Annotated in this window: 19 protein-coding genes; 8 read left to right on the top strand and 11 right to left on the bottom strand. The window is 64.2% G+C overall.

Going from position 1 to position 18,399, the window contains the following annotated elements; translation table 11 throughout:
• Window positions 1-48: 48 nt before the first annotated feature.
• Both BXA07_RS18230 and BXA07_RS18225 read right to left on the bottom strand, forming a co-directional pair.
• A complete protein-coding gene (locus tag BXA07_RS18230) occupies window positions 49-903 on the bottom strand; it encodes a DUF5672 family protein (RefSeq protein ID WP_076569609.1) in 855 nt (284 codons plus the stop codon).
• A 136-nt stretch (window positions 904-1,039) separates the two neighbouring features.
• On the bottom strand, window positions 1,040-1,492 hold the full coding sequence (locus BXA07_RS18225; RefSeq protein WP_076569607.1) for a hypothetical protein: 453 nt from the start codon (window positions 1,490-1,492) through the stop codon (window positions 1,040-1,042).
• Between the two features lie 194 nt (window positions 1,493-1,686).
• Between BXA07_RS18225 and BXA07_RS18220 the strand changes: the two genes are divergently transcribed.
• Window positions 1,687-2,166 carry a PACE efflux transporter gene (locus BXA07_RS18220; protein ID WP_076569606.1) on the top strand — a complete coding sequence of 160 codons (480 nt, stop codon included), beginning with the start codon at window positions 1,687-1,689 and terminating at the stop codon, window positions 2,164-2,166.
• Here BXA07_RS18220 and BXA07_RS18215 read toward each other — a convergent pair.
• Entirely contained in the window at window positions 2,130-3,023 is an 894-nt protein-coding gene (locus BXA07_RS18215; RefSeq protein WP_076569604.1) for a LysR family transcriptional regulator, read from the bottom strand. The two genes, BXA07_RS18220 and BXA07_RS18215, sit on opposite strands and share 37 nt — an antisense overlap.
• Window positions 3,024-3,098: 75 nt before the next feature.
• Between BXA07_RS18215 and BXA07_RS18210 the strand changes: the two genes are divergently transcribed.
• Complete coding sequence (locus tag BXA07_RS18210) at window positions 3,099-3,302, top strand: DUF3460 family protein (RefSeq protein ID WP_076569602.1); 204 nt, start codon at window positions 3,099-3,101, stop codon at window positions 3,300-3,302.
• 6 nt (window positions 3,303-3,308) lie between these two features.
• Here BXA07_RS18210 and BXA07_RS18205 read toward each other — a convergent pair whose 3' ends face one another.
• Both BXA07_RS18205 and BXA07_RS18200 read right to left on the bottom strand, forming a co-directional pair.
• Complete coding sequence (locus BXA07_RS18205; RefSeq protein ID WP_076569600.1) at window positions 3,309-4,025, bottom strand: YcbK family protein; 717 nt, start codon at window positions 4,023-4,025, stop codon at window positions 3,309-3,311.
• 132 nt (window positions 4,026-4,157) lie between these two features.
• Window positions 4,158-4,994: an EAL domain-containing protein gene (locus BXA07_RS18200; protein WP_076569942.1), complete on the bottom strand. Its 837-nt coding sequence runs from the start codon at window positions 4,992-4,994 to the stop codon at window positions 4,158-4,160.
• 232 nt (window positions 4,995-5,226) lie between these two features.
• On the opposite strand from BXA07_RS18200, the gene BXA07_RS18195 reads away from it, so the two are divergent.
• Window positions 5,227-6,039 (top strand): class II glutamine amidotransferase, encoded by an 813-nt coding sequence (locus BXA07_RS18195; RefSeq protein WP_076569598.1) that lies wholly within the window; start codon window positions 5,227-5,229, stop codon window positions 6,037-6,039.
• Between the two features lie 66 nt (window positions 6,040-6,105).
• Here the strand turns inward: BXA07_RS18195 and BXA07_RS18190 are convergent, their stop codons facing one another.
• Window positions 6,106-6,636 carry a GNAT family N-acetyltransferase gene (locus BXA07_RS18190; protein WP_076569597.1) on the bottom strand — a complete coding sequence of 177 codons (531 nt, stop codon included), beginning with the start codon at window positions 6,634-6,636 and terminating at the stop codon, window positions 6,106-6,108.
• 301 nt (window positions 6,637-6,937) lie between these two features.
• Between BXA07_RS18190 and BXA07_RS18185 the strand changes: the two genes are divergently transcribed.
• Both BXA07_RS18185 and BXA07_RS18180 read left to right on the top strand, forming a co-directional pair.
• A complete protein-coding gene (locus tag BXA07_RS18185; protein ID WP_076569595.1) occupies window positions 6,938-7,993 on the top strand; it encodes a sulfate ABC transporter substrate-binding protein in 1,056 nt (351 codons plus the stop codon).
• A gap of 164 nt (window positions 7,994-8,157) precedes the next feature.
• Complete coding sequence (locus tag BXA07_RS18180) at window positions 8,158-8,376, top strand: TOBE domain-containing protein (RefSeq protein ID WP_034757699.1); 219 nt, start codon at window positions 8,158-8,160, stop codon at window positions 8,374-8,376.
• A 34-nt stretch (window positions 8,377-8,410) separates the two neighbouring features.
• Here the strand turns inward: BXA07_RS18180 and BXA07_RS18175 are convergent, their stop codons facing one another.
• Both BXA07_RS18175 and BXA07_RS18170 read right to left on the bottom strand, forming a co-directional pair.
• Window positions 8,411-9,160 (bottom strand): LytR/AlgR family response regulator transcription factor, encoded by a 750-nt coding sequence (locus BXA07_RS18175; RefSeq protein ID WP_076569594.1) that lies wholly within the window; start codon window positions 9,158-9,160, stop codon window positions 8,411-8,413.
• Entirely contained in the window at window positions 9,157-10,407 is a 1,251-nt protein-coding gene (locus BXA07_RS18170) for a sensor histidine kinase (protein ID WP_076569592.1), read from the bottom strand. The genes BXA07_RS18175 and BXA07_RS18170 overlap by 4 nt, the downstream gene beginning before the upstream one ends.
• Before the next feature lie 416 nt (window positions 10,408-10,823).
• Between BXA07_RS18170 and BXA07_RS18165 the strand changes: the two genes are divergently transcribed.
• Entirely contained in the window at window positions 10,824-11,702 is an 879-nt protein-coding gene (locus tag BXA07_RS18165) for a serine hydrolase (protein ID WP_076569590.1), read from the top strand.
• On the opposite strand, the gene BXA07_RS18160 is transcribed toward BXA07_RS18165, so the two are convergent.
• Window positions 11,703-12,635, bottom strand: a complete 933-nt coding sequence (locus BXA07_RS18160; protein WP_076569589.1) for a DMT family transporter — start codon at window positions 12,633-12,635, stop codon at window positions 11,703-11,705. It lies immediately after the preceding gene.
• A 119-nt stretch (window positions 12,636-12,754) separates the two neighbouring features.
• Here BXA07_RS18160 and BXA07_RS18155 point away from each other — a divergent pair, with 119 nt between their 5' ends.
• A complete protein-coding gene (locus BXA07_RS18155) occupies window positions 12,755-13,654 on the top strand; it encodes a LysR family transcriptional regulator (protein ID WP_076569587.1) in 900 nt (299 codons plus the stop codon).
• Window positions 13,655-13,661: 7 nt separating this feature from the next.
• Here BXA07_RS18155 and BXA07_RS18150 read toward each other — a convergent pair whose 3' ends face one another.
• Window positions 13,662-15,593 carry a methyl-accepting chemotaxis protein gene (locus BXA07_RS18150; protein WP_076569585.1) on the bottom strand — a complete coding sequence of 644 codons (1,932 nt, stop codon included), beginning with the start codon at window positions 15,591-15,593 and terminating at the stop codon, window positions 13,662-13,664.
• 199 nt (window positions 15,594-15,792) lie between these two features.
• Here BXA07_RS18150 and BXA07_RS18145 point away from each other — a divergent pair, with 199 nt between their 5' ends.
• Window positions 15,793-16,455 carry a thiol:disulfide interchange protein DsbA/DsbL gene (locus tag BXA07_RS18145; RefSeq protein ID WP_076569584.1) on the top strand — a complete coding sequence of 221 codons (663 nt, stop codon included), beginning with the start codon at window positions 15,793-15,795 and terminating at the stop codon, window positions 16,453-16,455.
• 1 nt (window position 16,456) lies between these two features.
• On the opposite strand, the gene recD is transcribed toward BXA07_RS18145, so the two are convergent.
• A complete protein-coding gene (gene recD / locus BXA07_RS18140; RefSeq protein WP_244556330.1) occupies window positions 16,457-18,397 on the bottom strand; it encodes an exodeoxyribonuclease V subunit alpha in 1,941 nt (646 codons plus the stop codon).
• Window positions 18,398-18,399: the final 2 nt, after the last annotated feature.

Below are 18,399 nucleotides of genomic sequence, written 5' to 3'. Positions count from 1 at the left end.
TGCCAGTATGCCACTTTCACCACAAGCGCGGTTTCCCGCGCCCCGCCGTCAGGACAGTTTCGCCGGCAGCGCAACCGGACGCGCGCGGCCGCCCATGAGCGCGTGCCAACCGGCGCGCAAGGCAAGCAGGCAGGCATCGGCGAACATGGCCGCGCCACCGTTGAGGCGCCGGCGCAGTACATGTGCCGCCATCCGGTAGCGGCCGGCGCCATACAGCTGCTTGACGAGCCTGCGCACGGCCGACGCATGCATCATGGCATCGTCGCACATGAGCAGGTAATCGCGCAGCGCCACGTCGTCGAGCACCAGGCCGAAATTGAAAAAGCCATGGAAGCCGAACGTGGGAGCGGTGGGAGCAACGCATTCGAAGGCGAAACTGGAGGCCAGGCCCGCATCGGCAAAGCGCACGCCAAAGTCCTGGCGCAGCTGCTCGCCATGCAGTTCACAGATCGCGTAGTCCTCCGGATGGGGTTGCGTGATGGACAGTTGCGGCAAGACCTCATACAGGCGCCGCGAGCGCAGCGAAAAACCGCCATTGCCGACGGCCACCGGCCGATGCGACCACGGCGCACCGATGTAATCGCAGTCCAGGAAAGCACTCTGCCATTGACGTGCGTCCAGGATGAAACTGTCCCATTGCATGATGAGCACATGCGTGCCGCTGAAATGAGCGCCCAGCTCATGCACCATGAATGCCGAGTACGCCTCCACGCTCTCGATGGGGGCGATCAGTACCTGGCGTATATGCGGGGGCAAGTCATGCGGACGGGAAGTGAACAGCAGGCATTCCTTGAAATCGGCGCCCGCCAGGCAGCGCTCGATGGCAAAGCTGGCCAGTTCGGGATAGCGCGTTTCGACGCACACCAGGCTGACGTTGCGCAGGTCCAGCTTGTGATTATGCATTGCAGGCTTTTCATCGGTAAGTGCGGCGGGAGGCATGCCAGGCGCGAGCGCAGGCATGGCATATTTTGCAACGCCGCATGATACAGCGCAAAGCGGAGCCGGACAAGGGGCAGGGCCGCCCCCGAGCGCAAACGGCTCAGCGCCCCATGCCGCGCCGGCGTAGGCCGAAATCGTGGCCCACCACCAGCAGGGTGCTGGCGACCAGGCTGGACAGACCCACGATCAGCTGAATCAGCTTGTCGTCAGGCAAGATCCACAACGACGAGGCCGGTGTCTCGCAGCCCGTGGCGGCGCTGATCAGCGGCGACACCCAGGCCGCGTCCGGCGTCACGTCGAGCACGACGGCGCCGTCGGCACTCGTCTGCATATAGATATCGCCCCCTTCGGCCAGGGTAAAGCAGATGCCCACGCCCGTTTCCGTGGCGCGGATATTGTCCTGCATGCTGCGGTTATGTTCCTCGATCCACACTTCCACGTCGTACGGGGTTTCCAGGTGCTCCCACGGACGGGGGCGAAAACGGGGACGTTCGTCCGCGCTGGCGGGGGAATTGGAGGTGTCGGGGATGTTGCTGTCTGCTGCGCCTTGCATGCTCGTTGACCTTTTCTGCGGTGATGTTCTGCGGTGATGCGCGGGAGCGTTTGCCCGCCAGCCGCCATTATCCCCCGTTCGCGGCGCGCAGGGTATTCCCACAGTGAATCCATCAGAGAAACTGACAGCTATTAACTTTTAACATCAGCATGCCTGACTTAAAATACGCGCCATCTCTTCTTTACAGGCTTTACATGCAAGGCATCAAACGCAAAATCGTCTACGTCACGGCCTTTGAAATCATCGGCATGGTCATTTCCACGGCCTGGCTGACCCTGCTTTCGGGCGAATCGCCCACCAGCACGGGCCCGCTGGCCATCATGATCACCACCATTGCCGTGATCTGGAACCTGCTCTACAACACGGCCTTCGAGTACTGGGAAATCCGCCAGGTATCGCGCACGCGCACCGTCTGGCGCCGCATCCTGCACGCGATCGGCTTCCAGATCACGCTGGTGATTTACCTGATCCCGCTGATCGCCTGGTGGCTCGATATCAGCCTGTGGCAAGCCTTCGTGCTCGATTTCGCGCTGATGCTGATCATCCCCTGCTACAGCTTCATTTTTAACTACTTCTTCGACGGCCTGTTCGGCGTGCCCCTGTCGGCGCAGCAGCCGAAGGAAGCAGCGCCCGATACTCAGGGCGCGAGAGTTTCCGACGCGGTCAGCAACTGAAGAAAGGACCGCGCCGCCACGCCCAGCGGCCGGTCCTTCATCCACACCAGGTGGATGGGCACGACCAGGCCATTGCCCGTATTCTTGAAGGCGACGCAGCGCACCCTGCCCGCCGCCAGAGAATGGGCAATGGCCGAGGCGGCAAAGTTGCCCCAGCCCAGCCCCGCCTCGACCATGGACAGCGCCATCGGCAAACTATCGGTGCGCCAGTAGGACAGTCCCACGACGGGCCGCGCATCGGCCAGGTCGAGTTCCCGGCTGGCAACGATGATCTGGCGCAAATTGACCAGTTCCTCGATGTACAGGGGCTGCCCGGCCGCACTCGGTGGATGCTGTGTAGAAATAATTGCCAGCAAGGCATCGCTGCCCACCAGCTGGAACTGTTCCTCGTGATTGATGCGCCCGCCGGCAAACGCCATGCAGGCGCTGATGCGGCCCCGGTGCAGCATGTCGAGCACGTCGTCCTGCGGCGCCGTCAGCACTTCGATGTCGAGCAGCGGATGGCGCTGCGACAGCGCCTGCACGGCGCGCAAAAAAGGCGCATGATCGAGTTCGGCCGCGATACCGAGCGAAATGCGGCTTTCCAGCCCCTGCGACAACTCCTGCACGTGCAGGTGCAACTGCTTCAATTGCTCGGCGATCAGGCGCGCATGGGGGATCAGGGCCGTGGCGGCCGGCGTGGGCACGGCTTCGCGCGCACCGCGGTCGAACAGCACGATGCCCAGCTCCGCCTCGATGCTGGCCATCGCCATGCTGACGGCCGACGGCGCCCGGCGCAGCGCGCGCGCGGCGGCCGAGAACGAGCCGCCGTCGACGACGGCCAGGAACAGTTCGATGTTATGGCTGGAGAGTTTCATGGGGCGGGACGATAAAAGCCGCACTTTTATGCGTGCCGGCGGTCAAAAGAAGGAAGGCAAGCCAGGGAGGCAGCCATGTCGCATCGACTGATGTACCGCCGCAGCGGTTATATATCGGACTTTACCCGCTTTATCGACGGCTATCTGCGGACGCACCCCGAAGTACAGGCCAGCCAGCACAAGGGCTGGCGTATCTGGTGGGAGCGGCCCGTGAATTTCGACGAGTGGCGGCGCGCCGGCACCGATAGCGTGCCGGAACCGCCCTATCACTACGATTAGAAAGCCTTAGCCTTTCCAAACGCGCTGCAATCCCGTATCGGCATGGATCCAGCCGCCGCGGGGGCCGGAGCGGTAATAAAAGCCCACGCCGCCCTGCTTGAAGCTGCGCACGAGCGAGCCGAGCACTTCCGCGTTCAGATTCGCCACGCGGATGTCGGCGGCGCGGCCCGAGATGTGCAGCGACTGGCGCGCGGCCGGCACGCCTGCTTCGCGCAGCTTGCCGTTCGATTCGGCCGTGCGGTAGCCCGACAAAATCTCCAGCGGCTGCTCGATGCCGTAGCGGGCCACGAACGCTTGCGTGCCCCACAGGGTTTCCAGCAGTTTCGGGTCGATGGGCGCCGTCTTCTTGCCGTTCACGTCGCGCAGCAAGTGGCACAGTTCCTGGTAGGCCGAATCGATGACTTCGCCATCTTTCCAGTACAGCAGTTTCGCCTTTTCATTGCTGGCCGGACGCACCACTTCCAGCGTGCGGGGCTTGAGCCAGAATTCCAGGTCCAGCGCCTGCGCATCGAAGATGTCGGGCGGCGGTTCGAGTTCCGTGATCGGCTGGCGCGACTGCGAGGTGAGCGAGCGGTCGACGCTGGCCAGTTGCGTCGGCTGGGGCGGCACGCCCGTGCGCGGCGCGCGCGGCTTGGCGCTGGCCGAAGCCGAGGCGGGAGCGGTCGTGCGCGAGGCGCAGCCGATGAGCGGAGTGGCTACCAGGCCCAGCGCGGCCAGGCCCATACCATGGTGTAGAAAATTTCTGCGCGATGCCATAGTCAGTCCAATATAACGATGGGAATACTATAGCGTATTGTGCAGCGAAGAAAAACCCTCCACGCCTATCGTACGGGCCTGATTGCCCTGCTTTTTGCGTCAGGCGGCGGCAGCGACGGGCAAGACGCCCTCTTTCGCCTGCGCCAGCGCCGTCAGGGGCTTGTCAAGCAGATAACCCTGGGCCGCGATGGGCAAGCCCGTGGCGGCGGCGATGCGCTGCAGCGCGGCCAGCGCGGCCGGCGTGTCGAGGCGCTTGAAGACGACGCGGATTTTCGCCGCATGGCACACGGTGACGAAGCTGGCGACGGCCTGCTCGTCGCTGAGGTTGCCCGCGTCGAGCTTGAACGCATGCGGGTGCAGCCGCTCCAGCATGCCCGTCGCTTCGTGCACGCTGGCCACGTTGATGGCCAGGCGGAAACCATTGCGGCGGTAATTGTCGGCCACGTAGTTGAGCAGCCAGCCCTGGTTTGGCGTGACGGCCGGCAATTGCAGCACGATGCGCTCGATGGGCAAGCCCAGCGCGTCGAGGATGCGCTGGAAGGCGTGGCCGTGATTGCTGCTGACGGCGCTCAGCAGGCGGTCGTGCACGTTCAGGTACAGGTCCGACTGCTCCGCTTCGCTCTGGCGAAAGAAATTAATCGCATGCAACATGCGGCACAGCCGGTCCAGCTCCACGGATTCGTCGTCGCTGGCCGCATGGTCGAGCAAACGCCACAGCGACAGGCCCTCGTCCGCCTTCGACACGCTGCGCGCCAGGCCCTCGAACGCCAGCAGCTTGCCGCTGCCCAGTTCGCGCAGGGGCTGGAAGGCGCTCGTCATGGTGCAATTAAAGAAGCGACCCAGCGCCCTGCCCTCGTCATCGAGCCAGACGCTGGTGCCGGCCTGGGTCTGATGCGACAGGCGGGCAAGGTAATTCTTCAGGACGGGAAATGGCATGGCGGCTCCTTCATCGGGCTGCGCCGGCATCCCGCATGGGGAAGACGACGCCAAAGCGTGCAGACTAAGGCAAGGCGAACCAAAGGAGAACGAATGGTTTCGCCATTTGATATGCGTCCACCACATAAGGGATGCGACGGCCAGTGCATATCGATAGTCGGAAACATTCCTTCCCGCCCCCGCTGCCCGCCTTTACTGTGGCCGTGTACCGATACCACCAGGAAGGGCCGCCATGTGCCAGTTACTCGCAATGAACAGCAGCAAGCCTGCCGCGCTGGGTTTTTCCTTTGCCGGCTTTGCCGAACGGGGCGGACGCACGGACGAGCATCGCGACGGCTGGGGCATCGCCTATCATTCCAGTAGCGGCTGCACCCTGCTGACGGACCACCTGGCGGCAATCGACTCGCCGCTGGCCGCCCAGGTACAGCGGCACCCGGTGAAGGCAAAGAACATCGTCGCGCACATCCGCAAGGCCACGCAGGGCCGCGTCGCCCCGGAGAACACGCACCCGTTCGCCCGCGCACTGTGGGGCAAGACGTGGTCCTTCGCCCACAATGGCGACCTCAAGACGTGGCGCGCACCCGCCAACGCCCACTACCGCGCCAGCGGCGACACGGACAGCGAACAGGCGTTCTGCCACCTGCTGGCCCGCCTGCGCACACAGTTTCCCGCAGGCGAGCCCGCGCGCGCCGCCCTGCGCGCCGCCATCGCCGAGGTGGCGGCGGAGATCGCCGCGCACGGCAGCTTCAACTTCATCCTGTCGGACGGCGAGCTGCTGTTCGCGCACTGCTCCACGCATCTGCACTATGTGATCCGCGAGTATCCGTTTTCCGTAGCGCAACTGATCGACTGCGAGCGCAGCATCGACTTTCGCCAGCACAACCACCTCGACGACCGCATCGCCGTCATCGCCACGCATCCGCTGACGCAGAACGAGGACTGGCTGGCGTTCGCGCCCGGCGAACTGAAATTGTTTGCCGGCGGCGCCTTGCTGCCCGCGCGCGAGACGGCAGCGCAAGGCGTGTATATCCAGATCAGTTACTGAAGGGAAATATTCAAAGGGAAAGAAAGGCCCGCCGCCGGATAGGCGGGCTGAAGTGCAGGATAGCCGTCAGGCCGAGTTGCAGTTGCAAAAGCGCTTGCGCTTGGGGTCGCCGCTGGCCATACCCGCGGGATCAATCTGTTTCCAGCAAAAAATCGTTTCCACGCCATACGGCGAGCGCACATTGCCCGCCTCGACATAGCCCTGCTTGACGAAAAACTCCTGGCTCGTTGCCGTGCTGTGCAGCTGCAAGGCCTTGATGCCCCACTCCCTGGCCTGCACTTCGAGCCGCTCGACGAGGGTCTTGCCCGCGCCGCGGCCTTGTGCCTCCGGCAACAAATAGCACAGGGCCAGCTTGCCAGCGCGCGTCAGCAGGCCGACGCCGACGACGGCGCCCGCCTCGACGGCGACGAGCGAAAAATTGGTGGGCGACGCGAACCAGCACGCCACCATCTGCGGTGTTTTATTGCCCAGCCAGGCTTCCAGGATGGCCGGATCGTTCCGATGATCGAGGCTGCAGCATTCGACGATGGAACGTCGCAATACGTTGCACGCCTCGAAAGCGTCGGTCGATGTTGCAATACGAATTTCAAGACTCATGTACGCTCACAAAATATTCCAGTTGCCGATGCAGGCGGTTTCACCGTGTATCGCGCGATTCGACTATACACCAAGCGGCGCGATCGGGTTTTTTCGCGCCACGCCACGGGACGGATTTGCCTATGACGGAACCATTGCAGGCTAAGCCTTGACTGGCGTCTTGCCCACGAATCATTTCAAAAATCGATATCTGTTTTTTAATGCAAACGGGAATGCGATCTAAGCATATTACGAAAAATTCGTTTCTTTTCCGGCCGGAATTTTAGACTATGTCTATCTGTTTTCACAACAAGAGAAGAATATGTCCCGACACTACGCCGCACCGACCGCCGTCCTGACGCTCACCCAACGCTCGCGCCGCTGGTTCCTGGCCGGCGCCCTGGCCGCCTCGGCCGCCGCCATGAGCCTGCCCATGGCCACCAGCGCGGCCGAACCGGTGGTCTTGCTGAACGTCTCCTACGACGTCATGCGCGAACTGTTCAAGGACGTGAACCCCGCCTTTATTGCTGAATGGCAAAAGAAAACCGGTGAAACCATTACCATCAAACAATCGCACGGCGGTTCCAGCAAGCAGGCGCGCTCCGTCGCCGATGGCCTGGAAGCGTCCGTCGTGACCATGAACCAGGCCAATGACATCGACTTGCTGGCCGACCGGGGCCTCGTCGTGGCCGACTGGGCGAAGAAATTCCCGAACAATGCGGCGCCGTTCTATTCGACCATGGTGTACCTGGTGCGCAAAGGCAACCCGAAACAGATCAAGGATTGGGACGACCTGGCCAAGCCCGGCATCAAGGTCATCGTGCCGAACCCGAAAACCTCGGGCAACGGCCGCTACACCTACCTGGCTGCCTGGGGCTATGCCGTGAAAAAAGGCGGTAGCGAGGCGCAGGCGCGCGACCTGGTGACCCGGCTGTTCAAGAACGTACCCGTGCTCGACGGCGGCGGACGCGGCGCCACCACCACCTTCACCCAGCGCGAAATCGGCGACGTGCTGGTGACGTTTGAAAACGAAGTGCAACTGGTGCGCAAGGAATTCGGCGACAACTTCGAAGTCGTCTACCCGAGCATCTCCATCCTGGCCGAGTCGCCTGTGGCCGTCGTCGACAAGGTGGTCGACCGCCGCGGCATCCGCAAGGAAGCCACGGCCTACCTGCAATACCTGTACTCGGAACCGGGCCAGGAAATTGCCGCCAAGCACTTCCTGCGTCCCCGTTCGGCGGCCGTGGCCAAGAAATACGCGGCCAGCTTCAAGCCGATCAATCTTTTCACCGTCGATGACGTGTTTGGCGGCTGGAAACAGGCGCAAAAGAAACACTTTGACGATGGCGGCGAGTTCGACAAGATTTATCAGAAGTAAGCTTGCGCCATATCAACAAAAACCGGGACCTGTCCCGGTTTTTTTCATGTCCGCGCCTGTTTGCGCATATCGATATGCGCATCGATTCGTAGTCAAAATCCCGCGCGCGCCGTACTCTGGCCTGGTCGCGCCGCATGGCGTATTACGGGCATAAAGGAAACAGCATGGCTATCTCGGAAGTGAATGTACGCAACCAGTTTCGCGGCAAGATCAAGGAAATCATCTTTGGCCCCGTCGTCTCGGAAGTGGACGTGGAAACGCCGCACGGCATCGTCACCTCGGTGATCACCTCGCGCTCGATCAAGGACCTGGACCTGAAAGTGGGCAGCGAAGTCATTGCCTTGGTGAAATCGACGGAAGTGTCGATCGCCAAGATCCAGTAGGCACCAGGGCGCCGCCGGCTGCCCGCATGACAGGCTAATCGCGAAACAGATGCGTAAACGTCCGGCTGACGGGCAGCTTTTCCGTGCTGCCCCGCAGCAGCACCTGCATGCGCTCGGCGTCGATGCGTTCGGCCGCCTCGATGGCTTTCACGTTGACCATGGTACCGCGGTGGATTTGCCAGAATTGATCAGGATCAAGTCCCCCCAGCAAATCCTTGAGCGGCGTGCGCACCAGTGCCTCCGAGCCGGCCAGCACGACGCGCGTGTACTTGGTGTCCGCCTGGAAGAACAGCACGTCGTCGATGTCGATCAGGCGGATCTGCTTGCCCACGCTGGCCTTGATCCATTTCAGTTTTTCACGCGGGGGCGCCGGCAGTGCAGCGCGCAGCGACTGCAGCAAATGGGCCATGTCGGCCGGCTGGCCACCCAGCTTGTCGCGCAGGCGGGCCAGCGCCCGCGCCAGCCGTTCGCCCTGCACGGGTTTGAGCAGGTAATCGACGGCGCCCGCATCAAACGCGTCCACGGCATACTGGTCATACGCCGTGACAAACACCACGTGGGCCCGCTTGCCGATGCGCTCGGCCACTTCCAGGCCCGACAGGCCGGGCATGCGGATGTCGAGAAACACCACCTCCGGCTCATGCTCAAGGAAACCGTCCCAGGCGTCGTTGCCATTTTCCGCCACCAGCACGACCTGCGCCTCGGGCCAGGCTTGCGCCAGCATGGTTTGCAGGCGCTCGCGCATCAGGGGTTCGTCTTCGGCGATCAGGATGGTGGTGTTCATGCGGCGGGCTCTTTCAGGCTGGATGTAATTTTCATGGGCAACAGTATTTCAGCGATCACGCCGCCGTCCTCGCCGTCGCGCAGGATCAGGCTGGCGTCCGGATCGCACAGCAACAGGCGGCTGCGCACATTCTCCAGGCCCAGGCCGCCACCTGGCGCCTCTGGCGCCCCATGCGACAAGCCCACGCCGCTATCGTGCACGCGCAGGCACAGCCTGCCGTCGCCGGCGAGCGCAGCCGACATACCGATCTCGCCGCCACGCAAGGAGGGCTCGATACCATGTTTGATGGCATTTTCCGCCAGGGTCAGCAAGATCATGCTCGGTATCGTCACCTGCGCCAGCTCGGCCGGCAAGTCCAGGCTGAAGGCCAGGCGCGAGCCCAGGCGCGCCTGCATCACGCGCAAGTACGCTGCCACCATGTCGAACTCGCTTTGCAAGGGCACTTGCTCGCTGCGCATCTCGGCCAGGCTGGCGCGCAAGAAGGCGATGAGGTCGGCCGTCAGCGCCGCCGCCCTGGGCGCGCCCTGCTCGGCCAGCTGCTGCACGGCGCCCAGGGTATTGAACAGGAAATGCGGTTCGATCTGCGCGCGCAGCAGGCGCAGCTGGGATTCACTCAGCTCGCGCGCCAGCCGGTCGCGCTCGGCATCCTGCTGCAGCTGCAGGGTCAGCGCTTCATATTGGCGGTTGCGCCAGGCGGTCACGATCGCCAGCGGCACCATGTAGAACAATCCGGCCACCAGCAAGGCGATGCCGCCCACGCGCAGCAAGCGCTCGAAGGCCATGCCCAGGGAACCGGTATCGCTCCAGCCGGCCAGCAGCACGCCGGCCACGACTCCAGCCGCGCAGGTCGAGACGATCAGCAAGAGTTTCTTGAACTTGTAGCGCACGGAACTGCGGTAATTGAACCACACGCCGACGAGGCCCCACGCCAGCGCAAAACCCAGGCCGTTGCTGAAGAGCAAGGCCTTGAACAATTCGAAGCGGGCGGGCAGCAGCAGGTGCAGGACGACGCCGATGGCGCTGAACAGCAGCATCAGCTTGAACGCCGCGATGTAAAAACCGGCGCCGCGGTACTTGAGCAGAAAATCATGCAATTGCTGGCGCTCGATCGGCGTCAGCTTCGCCAGCTTCAGGGCGACGTAGCGGCGCACCCGTCCCTGCACCTGCGCCGCCATGTCGGGGTGTTTCAGCACCCGCAGCGATTCTTCGTCGATGCTGCGGTACCAGTCCGTATATTTTTTTAACACGATGCGTTCTCCGTAGTCCGTGATGCAGGCATGAACGCAGTCTACGGCGGCCCGGTTACAAGGCATAGCGCGGGGCGACGAAGCACGAAGCGGCAGGCATCAACGACGAAGCGCGCGCCGCCTGCCGGATCAAGTCTGCCAATATTGCTGAAATCATACGAAGTTTCCAAGATGAAATCAATAATGGCGTAACAATTTTCACTACGGCAAGAATCGCCCCATTTATTTGCCAAATTGGCCGCAACACCGCCTGTCGCGGGCTTGTACCGTAGACATCGCTTGATCTTTAATGGTATTGTTTAAGCTTGGCAAATGTTGCCTCCGAGATACACGCCGCGTCCCCGCGCGGCCCTGTCCCGGCTTTGCGCGCAGCGCCCACGATGGCGCCCCAAAACTGCTTTTCCACATACAATCCCATGCTCAAAAAAATGTTCGCCGCGGTGCTGATGACGCTTTCGACAGCGGCCATCGCCGTGCCCTTCGGTTCCCAGTCCATCCTGGTGGTCGAAGACGGCACCGGCAAAGTCTTGCTTGAAAAAAATTCCAACGTGGTGGTACCCATCGCCTCGCTGACCAAACTCATGACGGCCATGGTCGTGCTCGACTCCAAGGCGAACATGCAGGAAGAGATCAGCATCGACCGCGAGGACGTCGACACCCTGAAACACAGCACCTCGCGCGTGCCCGTGGGCGCCACCCTGAGCCGCCACGACGTGCTGCAACTGGCGCTGATGTCGTCCGATAACCGTGCCGCCGCCTCGCTGGCGCGCACCTTCCCCGGCGGCCCGACGGCGTTTGCCGTGGCCGTCAACGCCAAGATCAAGGCCCTGGGCATGCGCCAGACCGTGATCGAAGAGCCGACGGGCCTGTCGCCGAACAACCAGTCGACGGCGGCGGACCTCGTCAAGATGGCCGTGGCCGCCTCGCGCTACCCGGAAATCAGCCGCATCACCACCGATTCGAAGGACGTGATCCAGATCAAGGGCCGCGACGTGGAATACCACAACACGAACCGCCTGGTGGGCGCCAAGGGCTGGGATATCGGCCTGTCGAAGACGGGCTACACGAATGAAGCGGGCCGCTGCCTGATCATGCGCATCAAGTCGGCCGGCAAGTTCGCCACCATGATCCTGCTCAACGCGCGCGCCAATTCCGTGCGCGCCATGGACGCCGTCAACATCCGCCGCATGCTGGCGGCCGAGAACGGCATCGAAGAGCCGAAAGTGACGCGCGCTTCCGTCAGCCGGCATAAAAAAGCGCCGGCGAAGCCATCGAAGCGCCGCCGCGCCAAATAATTACTTCGCTTGCCGGTTGGTCATCACCACGCCGGCTATCGTCACCGCGCCGCCCACGAGCATCGAGGCGAGCACCGGCTCGCCCAGCAGTCCCGCCGCCAGCACGATGCCGAACACGGGCACGAGGTTGTTGAACACGGCCGTGCGCGACGGTCCCAGCGCCTTGACGCCCTCGTAATACCAGACAAAGCCGATCACCGTGCCGAACACGCCCAGATAGCCGATGGCGGCCCACACTTGCCAGCCGAAGCTGCGCCATGGCACGGTCGGAAACTCCACGGCCGCCCCCACCAGCAAAAAGGCCAGGCCCCACATCGCCGCATACGTGGTGGCGGCAATCGGCGAGAGTCCCTTCAGCGCCACCCGGCCGATCAGGGTATAGGCGGCCCAGCTGGAAATGCCGCAGAACATGAAGATTTCGCCGGCGCCGATGCCGCCGCCCGTGCCGTGCAGCACGCCGGCCAGGTCGCCGCGCGTGATGACGATGGCCGTGCCGCAGAATGCCAGCAGGATGCCCAGCCACTTGAACGATCCCAGCCGTTCGCGGAACAGCATGGCCGACGCCAGCGCCGTGACGATGGGGTTCAGGGCCACGAACAGGGCCGTGCGCCCGGCCGGCATGCGCGACAGGGCCGCCAGGAAGCACAGGTTATATAAAAAGATGCCCGTCAGGCCCAGCGCGGCCGTCGTCATCAGCTGCTTGCGGTCCAGGCGCGGCAAGCCCCCTTCCAGTTTCCAGGCCAGCACGACAAGCAGCAGCACGGCCACGCCAAAGCGCCCGCTGGCGGCCGTCATCGGCGGCATCTGCTGCGCCAGCACGCGGCCCGCGATAAAGGTGCCGCCCCAGAACAGGGCGACGAAAATCAGTTTCAGGTAGACGAGCGGCGATTGCGCGGCAGCCAAGGCGGCTGAAGGTACGGCGGATGAAGACATGGGAGTTCCTGTAAGGCCGCTTGCGCGGCGGGTGGCGTACATGCTGTACACTTATATATTAATACTAATATCAACTCATGAAATAATGAGCAAATACTCATAACACAGGAAAACCACAGATGACCTTCGCGCAACTGGAAATCTTTACCCTGGTGGCCGAACTGCACGGCTTTTCCGCCGCTGCCGCGCAGCTGGGCATCAGCCAGTCGGCCGTCTCGCATGCCTTGAAGGCGCTGGAAAAAGAGATGGGCGTGGACCTGATCGTGCGCCACCAGGCGTCGGCCGAGCTGACGGACGTGGGCCGCCAGCTGCTGGTGCGGGCACGCGAAATCCTCGGTCTGTCGGAAGCCATGCGCCAGGAAGCGGCCGACGTGCTGGGCCAGCGCCAGGGCAGCCTGCGCATCGGCTCCTTCGGCCCCACTTCGTCGCTGAACCTGCTGCCGGCCATCACGGCGCAATTTCGCCTGCGCTATCCGGGCATCGCCCTGCGCATCGACGAGGGCGCCGACCATGAAGTGGTGCAGTGGATACGCGAACGCCGCGTGGACGTGGGCTTCGTCGTGCTGCCCGACGAGCGCTTCGACACGGCGCCGCTGGTGGAAGACCAGATGATGGCGCTGGTGCCGCGCAGCCACCCGCTGGCCGGCGAAACGGCCATCACCCTGGCGCAGCTGTGCGAAGGGCCGTTCATCATGTCCGAGGCGGGCTGCGCCTGCCTGATCGAGCCCCTGTTCGCCAACGCGGGCTTGCAGCCGAATGTCCCCTATCGCATCAGCCAGGTCATCACCATCCTCGACATGGTCAGCCGCGGCGACGGCGTCTCCATCGTGGCCGAACTGGCCCTGCCGCAGCGCTTGCGGGAACAGTACCCGGAACTGGTGGCCCTGCCGTTAAATCCGCCCGTCAGCCGCAAGGTGGGCCTGGCCGTGCGCGACCGGCGCCAGAACACGCCGGCCACCAACGCTTTTTTTGAAGTCGCAAAGCAGATGGCGCCGACCCTGGCGCCCCGGCGCGCCTGAGCGCTGCCTAGAACGTTTCCCACTCCTCGCTCGCTTCCGGCTTGCGCTGCGCCGCGGCCCGGGAGGCGGGCGCCTGCGCGATGCGCACCGGCGCAGGCGGCCGCGCCACGGGCTTGACAGCCTGCGGCGCGGCCGCCTGCCCGTCATCGAGCTTGAACACGCCCACCACCTGCGCCAGGGTGCTGGCCTGGTCCTGCAGGCTTTCCGCCGCGGCGGCCGCCTCTTCCACCAGGGCCGCATTCTGCTGCGTGACCTGGTCCATCTGCGCAATCGCCTGGTTCACCTGTTCGATGCCCGAGCTTTGCTCGGCGCTGGCGGCCGTGATCTCGCCCATGATGTCGGTGACGCGGCGCACGCTGTCGACGATTTCCTGCATCGTCGCCCCCGCCTCGTCGACGAGGCGCGCGCCCGAATCGACCTTGCCCACGGAATCGTCGATCAGCAGCTTGATTTCCTTGGCCGCCTGGCTTGACCTCTGCGCCAGGCTGCGCACTTCCGTCGCCACCACGGCAAAGCCCCTTCCCTGCTCGCCCGCGCGCGCCGCTTCCACGGCCGCGTTCAGGGCCAGGATATTCGTCTGGAAGGCGATGCCGTCGATGACGCTGATGATGTCGACGATCTTCTTCGACGAATCGTTGATCGAGGCCATGGTGTCGACCACCTGCGCCACCACCTGCCCGCCCTTGCTGGCCACGCCGGACGCCGATTGCGCCATCTGGTTGGCCTGGCGCGCATTGTCCGCGTTCTGCTTCACGGTGGAAGTCAGCTCCTCCATCGAGGCGGCCGTTTCTTCCAGCGAGCTGGCCTGCTGTTCCGTGCGCGAGGACAGGTCCTGGTTGCCGGCGGCGATTTCCGACGACGATACTTTCACCGATTCGCTGGCCGTGCGGATTTTCACGAGCACGGCGGCGATCTTGTCGATGAAGCGGTTGAAGGCGCCCGCGATCTGCGCCAGTTCATCCACGCCGGAAGCGTCGAGGCGGCGCGTCAGGTCGCCTTCGCCCGAGGCGATGTCGTCGAGCGCATCGCGCACCAGTTCCAGGCGCTTGAGCATTTTAAAGACCAGCAGCGACAGCAGCACTGCGGCCAGGCCCGTCAGCAGCACGGCCGTGACGGTGGCCGTCGTCAGCATCGTCTGCAAGGCGTGCATGGCTTCCTGCTGGTCCAGCACCACGGCCAGCAGCCAGTCCGTGCCCGCCACGCGCGTCACATACAGCATGCCATCGCGCTCGTTCAAGCGCACGGCCTCGCTCGTGCGCGTGCTTTCCAGCCGGTTCACCTGCGCGGCCGACAGCGCCGCATCGATTTTCGCCACCGGCTGCAGGCTCAGTTCCTTGTCCGCATGGGCGATGATGGTGCCGCTCTGGTCGACGAGGAAGGCAAAGCTGTGCGGCGTCGGCTTGATCGCCACCACGTTGGCGATCACCGTATCGAGCAGCACGTCCGCGCCCGCCACGCCCAGCAGCGCCTCTTTCGGCCCGACGGGCGCCGTGAACGACACCACCAGCTTGTGGCTGGCCGCGTCCACGTACGGCGGCGTGAGCATGGGCACGCCCGCCTTGACGGTGTCCGTGTACCAGGCGCGCGCCGTCGGGTCGAAATCGGCCGGACGGCCAGGATGGGTAAACACGGAGCGCTTGTCCGCGTAGCCGATGAACACCTCCGCAAAATCGCCGGCCTTTTCCGCAATCTGGAAGGCGCGCAACGGATCGGGCGTCTCGGCCGACATGACGACGGAGGCCATGACCTTCTTCTTGCCATCGACCCATTGCGCCAGCACGGCGGACTGGCTGTGCAGCAGCTGCTGCATCTGCTGGTCGGCCGACGCCAGCATGCTGTTGCGCGTGGTGACGTAATTGGCGAGCGACAAGGCCAGCATGGACAGGACGACGATGGAAACGCAAATGAGCACCAGACGCGTGCGCAACGATGAAAACATGGTGTACTCCTCTGTGGTGATTTTTATGGTGCGAACCAGCGGCCTTGCCACGCACACTCTGCTGCCATTTTCACACAAAAATCGGAACGATATTATTCAATATTCGGAATAATAAATATTTATTACAGCAAAGCAACACCGTCAGACGTTGACGCTCCACAACGATTGCCGCATGGTCAATCTTTCCAAAGGAGCTTCCATGCGTTTGCGCCACGGCGTCCTGGCCTGCGCCAGCTTCGCCATCTCCAGCGCCTTCGCCTCGCCGCAAGCGCCCGTGCCGGGCAAGCAAGACCAGGTGCTGGCCACGCCGCAGCCCGTGCAGGCGGCGCCGGGCAAGGTGGAAGTGATCGGGTTTTTCATGTACCACTGCCCCGCCTGCAACGCGCTGGAGCCTGGCCTGGCGAACTGGGTCAAGGACAATGCCGCCACGGTGTCGTTCCGCCGCATCCATTTGCCGCACACGCCGGAAAATGATCCGGAAGCGCATCTGTTCCTGACCCTGGAAGCGCTGAAGAAGGAAGAGACGCTGCACGCGCAAGTCATGCATACCTGGCATGTGGAGCGCAAGCGCCTGGCCAGCGACCGCGATAACCTCGACTGGGCGCTGAAAAATGGCCTGGACAAGACGACCTTCGAAGGCGCCTACCAGTCGTTTGGCGTGCAGACCAGGCTGAAAAACCTGCCGCGCCTGGCCGCCGGCTACCAGGTCGACAGCACGCCCACCCTGATCGTGGGCGGGCGCTACCTGACCAATCCATCGATGGTCGCCGGCGCCAACCCGGGCTTGCCGCGCCAAGGCGTGGAGCAAGCCACCCTGCAAGTGGTGCAGGCGCTGGTGGCCAAGGCGAAGCTGGCGAAGTAAATCAGCCGATCAGGCCCCGCAGCCCGCTGGCGCGCTGCGTGCGGCGCAGGATCGCGTCGAACAGCACGGCCTGCGTGGGCGAGACGAGGGTAAAGAAGTCGCGCGCGCGCGTGATGCCCGTGTAGACCAGCTCGCGCGCCAGCATGGCGCCGCCTTCCTGCGGCAGCACCAGCACGGTATGGCGGAATTCCGAGCCCTGCGACTTGTGCACCGTCATGGCGAACGCCGTTTCCACGTTGCGCAAGCGCGTGGCGAGCACGCTGCGCACGTTTTCGCCTTCCAGGAAGTACACGCGCAGGGAGCCGGGCCGCGCAGGGTCGCGCAGGGTCAGGCCGATATCGCCATTGAACACGCCCGTGCCGTAGTCGTTGCGCGTGACCATCACGGGGCGCCCCACATACCACTCGCTGCGGCGTATCAGCCCGTCCTTTTCCAGCCGCAGTTCGATGGCCGTGTTCAGGCCCGCCACGCCCCACTCGCCTTCGCGCACGGCGCACAGGATGCGGAACGACTCGAAAGCGTGCAGCACGGCGCGCACCCAGTCGTCATGCTGCGCGTACGCCGCCTCGCCGGCATGCACCAGCGCCAGGTAGGGCTGGTAGCCGCCCGGCGCGTCGGCCCGCCCGCGCAAGGCCAGGCGCAGCACGTCTTCCTGCTGCGCCGGCACGCTCCACGCCAGCTGGCCGCCGCTGTCGGCGGCAAAACACGCCTTGGCCAGATCGGGTCTGCCGGCATTCACGGCCAAGGCCAGTTCGCCGATCGGCCCGCTGAAACGGTGGCTGTGGCGCAGCATCACCGTCTGCTGCGCCAGCGCGCCGGCCGTCCCGGCAAAATCGGCGGGAATGGCCACGCCGCTGGCTGCCTGCGCATACGCGATGGTGGCGTCCGTGTAGCCGCCCGCCTGCGCATCGTGGCACAAGTCGCCCAGCACGGCGCCCGCCTCCACGGACGCCAATTGATCCTTGTCGCCCAGCAGGATCAATATCGCCGTGGGCGGCAGCGCGTCGAGCACGGACGCCATCATCTCCAGGTGCACCATCGACGCTTCATCGACGATCAGCACGTCCACGTCGAGCTGATTGCCCGCATGGTGGGCAAAAGCGCGCGTATCGGGCCGCGCGCCCAGCAAGCTATGCAGGGTGCGCGCCGCGCCCATGCGCCGCGCCAGTTCCAGCAGCGGCAAGGCTTCCCCGACCTTTTCCGCCAGGCCGCTCAAGGCCTTGTCGATCGACTGTTTCAATCGCGCGGCCGCCTTGCCCGTCGGCGCGGCCAGCGCGATGCGCAGTTGCTCCGGCTGCGGCGAGACGGCAAACAGCAAGGTGAGCAAACTGGCCACCGTGTACGTCTTGCCCGTCCCCGGGCCGCCCGTGATGATGGCCACCTTGCCGCGCAGGGCGACGGCGCAGGCCGCCTTTTGCCAGTCCGGGCCACCGTCCTGCGTGGGCTGGTCGAACAGGATGTCGAGCCATTGGCGCACCTGCGCCAGCGGCGGATTGGTCAAAGTCTGCGCGCGCGCGGCGATTTTTTCACCGACCAGTGTCTCGTCGCGCCAGTAGCGGCGCAGGTACAAACGGTCGCCGTCGAGCACCAGCGGCTGTTTCGCGTCGGGCGCACCCACCCGCCACACCTGCGGCGCGCCGGCCAGCAGCGCGCGCCAGCCGGCGGCGCTGCCCGGCAGCGGGCCGGAAACAGCCAGCACTCCATGCCACAGCTCCTCGCTCCAGCCCAGCAGCTGCGACGGTTCGCCCGCCAGGTCCGCCAGCATCAGACAGCTGTGGCCCCGCCCTTCCAGCTCGGACAGCACCACGCAGGCCAAGGCCACGGCGGCCGCGTCAGGCGCCTGCTCGTCCAGGCTGGCGATGAAGCGGGCAAAGGCGGCGCTCAGGCGGCGCAGATGGCCATCCCCGGCGACGCCGTCGACGTGGTTGAACAAGGCATTCATTC

This window comes from Janthinobacterium sp. TND4EL3, from assembly GCF_900156175.1.
GTDB lineage: Bacteria > Pseudomonadota > Gammaproteobacteria > Burkholderiales > Burkholderiaceae_D > Janthinobacterium.
The sequence above is the reverse complement of the archived record's forward strand: the minus strand, read 5'-3'. Positions and strand labels throughout refer to the sequence as shown.

Coding starts and splice junctions, on each gene's coding strand:
- BXA07_RS18160 (WP_076569589.1), bottom strand. CDS start 12,635: ATGTCTTCATCCGCCGTACCTTCAGCCGCCTTGGCTGCCGCGCAATCG.
- BXA07_RS18185 (WP_076569595.1), top strand. CDS start 6,938: ATGTCCCGACACTACGCCGCACCGACCGCCGTCCTGACGCTCACCCAA.
- BXA07_RS18155 (WP_076569587.1), top strand. CDS start 12,755: ATGACCTTCGCGCAACTGGAAATCTTTACCCTGGTGGCCGAACTGCAC.
- BXA07_RS18230 (WP_076569609.1), bottom strand. CDS start 903: ATGCATAATCACAAGCTGGACCTGCGCAACGTCAGCCTGGTGTGCGTC.
- recD (WP_244556330.1), bottom strand. CDS start 18,397: ATGAATGCCTTGTTCAACCACGTCGACGGCGTCGCCGGGGATGGCCAT.
- BXA07_RS18145 (WP_076569584.1), top strand. CDS start 15,793: ATGCGTTTGCGCCACGGCGTCCTGGCCTGCGCCAGCTTCGCCATCTCC.
- BXA07_RS18205 (WP_076569600.1), bottom strand. CDS start 4,025: ATGGGCCTGGCCGCGCTGGGCCTGGTAGCCACTCCGCTCATCGGCTGC.
- BXA07_RS18190 (WP_076569597.1), bottom strand. CDS start 6,636: ATGAGTCTTGAAATTCGTATTGCAACATCGACCGACGCTTTCGAGGCG.
- BXA07_RS18220 (WP_076569606.1), top strand. CDS start 1,687: ATGCAAGGCATCAAACGCAAAATCGTCTACGTCACGGCCTTTGAAATC.
- BXA07_RS18150 (WP_076569585.1), bottom strand. CDS start 15,593: ATGTTTTCATCGTTGCGCACGCGTCTGGTGCTCATTTGCGTTTCCATC.
- BXA07_RS18180 (WP_034757699.1), top strand. CDS start 8,158: ATGGCTATCTCGGAAGTGAATGTACGCAACCAGTTTCGCGGCAAGATC.
- BXA07_RS18210 (WP_076569602.1), top strand. CDS start 3,099: ATGTCGCATCGACTGATGTACCGCCGCAGCGGTTATATATCGGACTTT.
- BXA07_RS18175 (WP_076569594.1), bottom strand. CDS start 9,160: ATGAACACCACCATCCTGATCGCCGAAGACGAACCCCTGATGCGCGAG.
- BXA07_RS18215 (WP_076569604.1), bottom strand. CDS start 3,023: ATGAAACTCTCCAGCCATAACATCGAACTGTTCCTGGCCGTCGTCGAC.
- BXA07_RS18200 (WP_076569942.1), bottom strand. CDS start 4,994: ATGCCATTTCCCGTCCTGAAGAATTACCTTGCCCGCCTGTCGCATCAG.
- BXA07_RS18165 (WP_076569590.1), top strand. CDS start 10,824: ATGCTCAAAAAAATGTTCGCCGCGGTGCTGATGACGCTTTCGACAGCG.
- BXA07_RS18195 (WP_076569598.1), top strand. CDS start 5,227: ATGTGCCAGTTACTCGCAATGAACAGCAGCAAGCCTGCCGCGCTGGGT.
- BXA07_RS18225 (WP_076569607.1), bottom strand. CDS start 1,492: ATGCAAGGCGCAGCAGACAGCAACATCCCCGACACCTCCAATTCCCCC.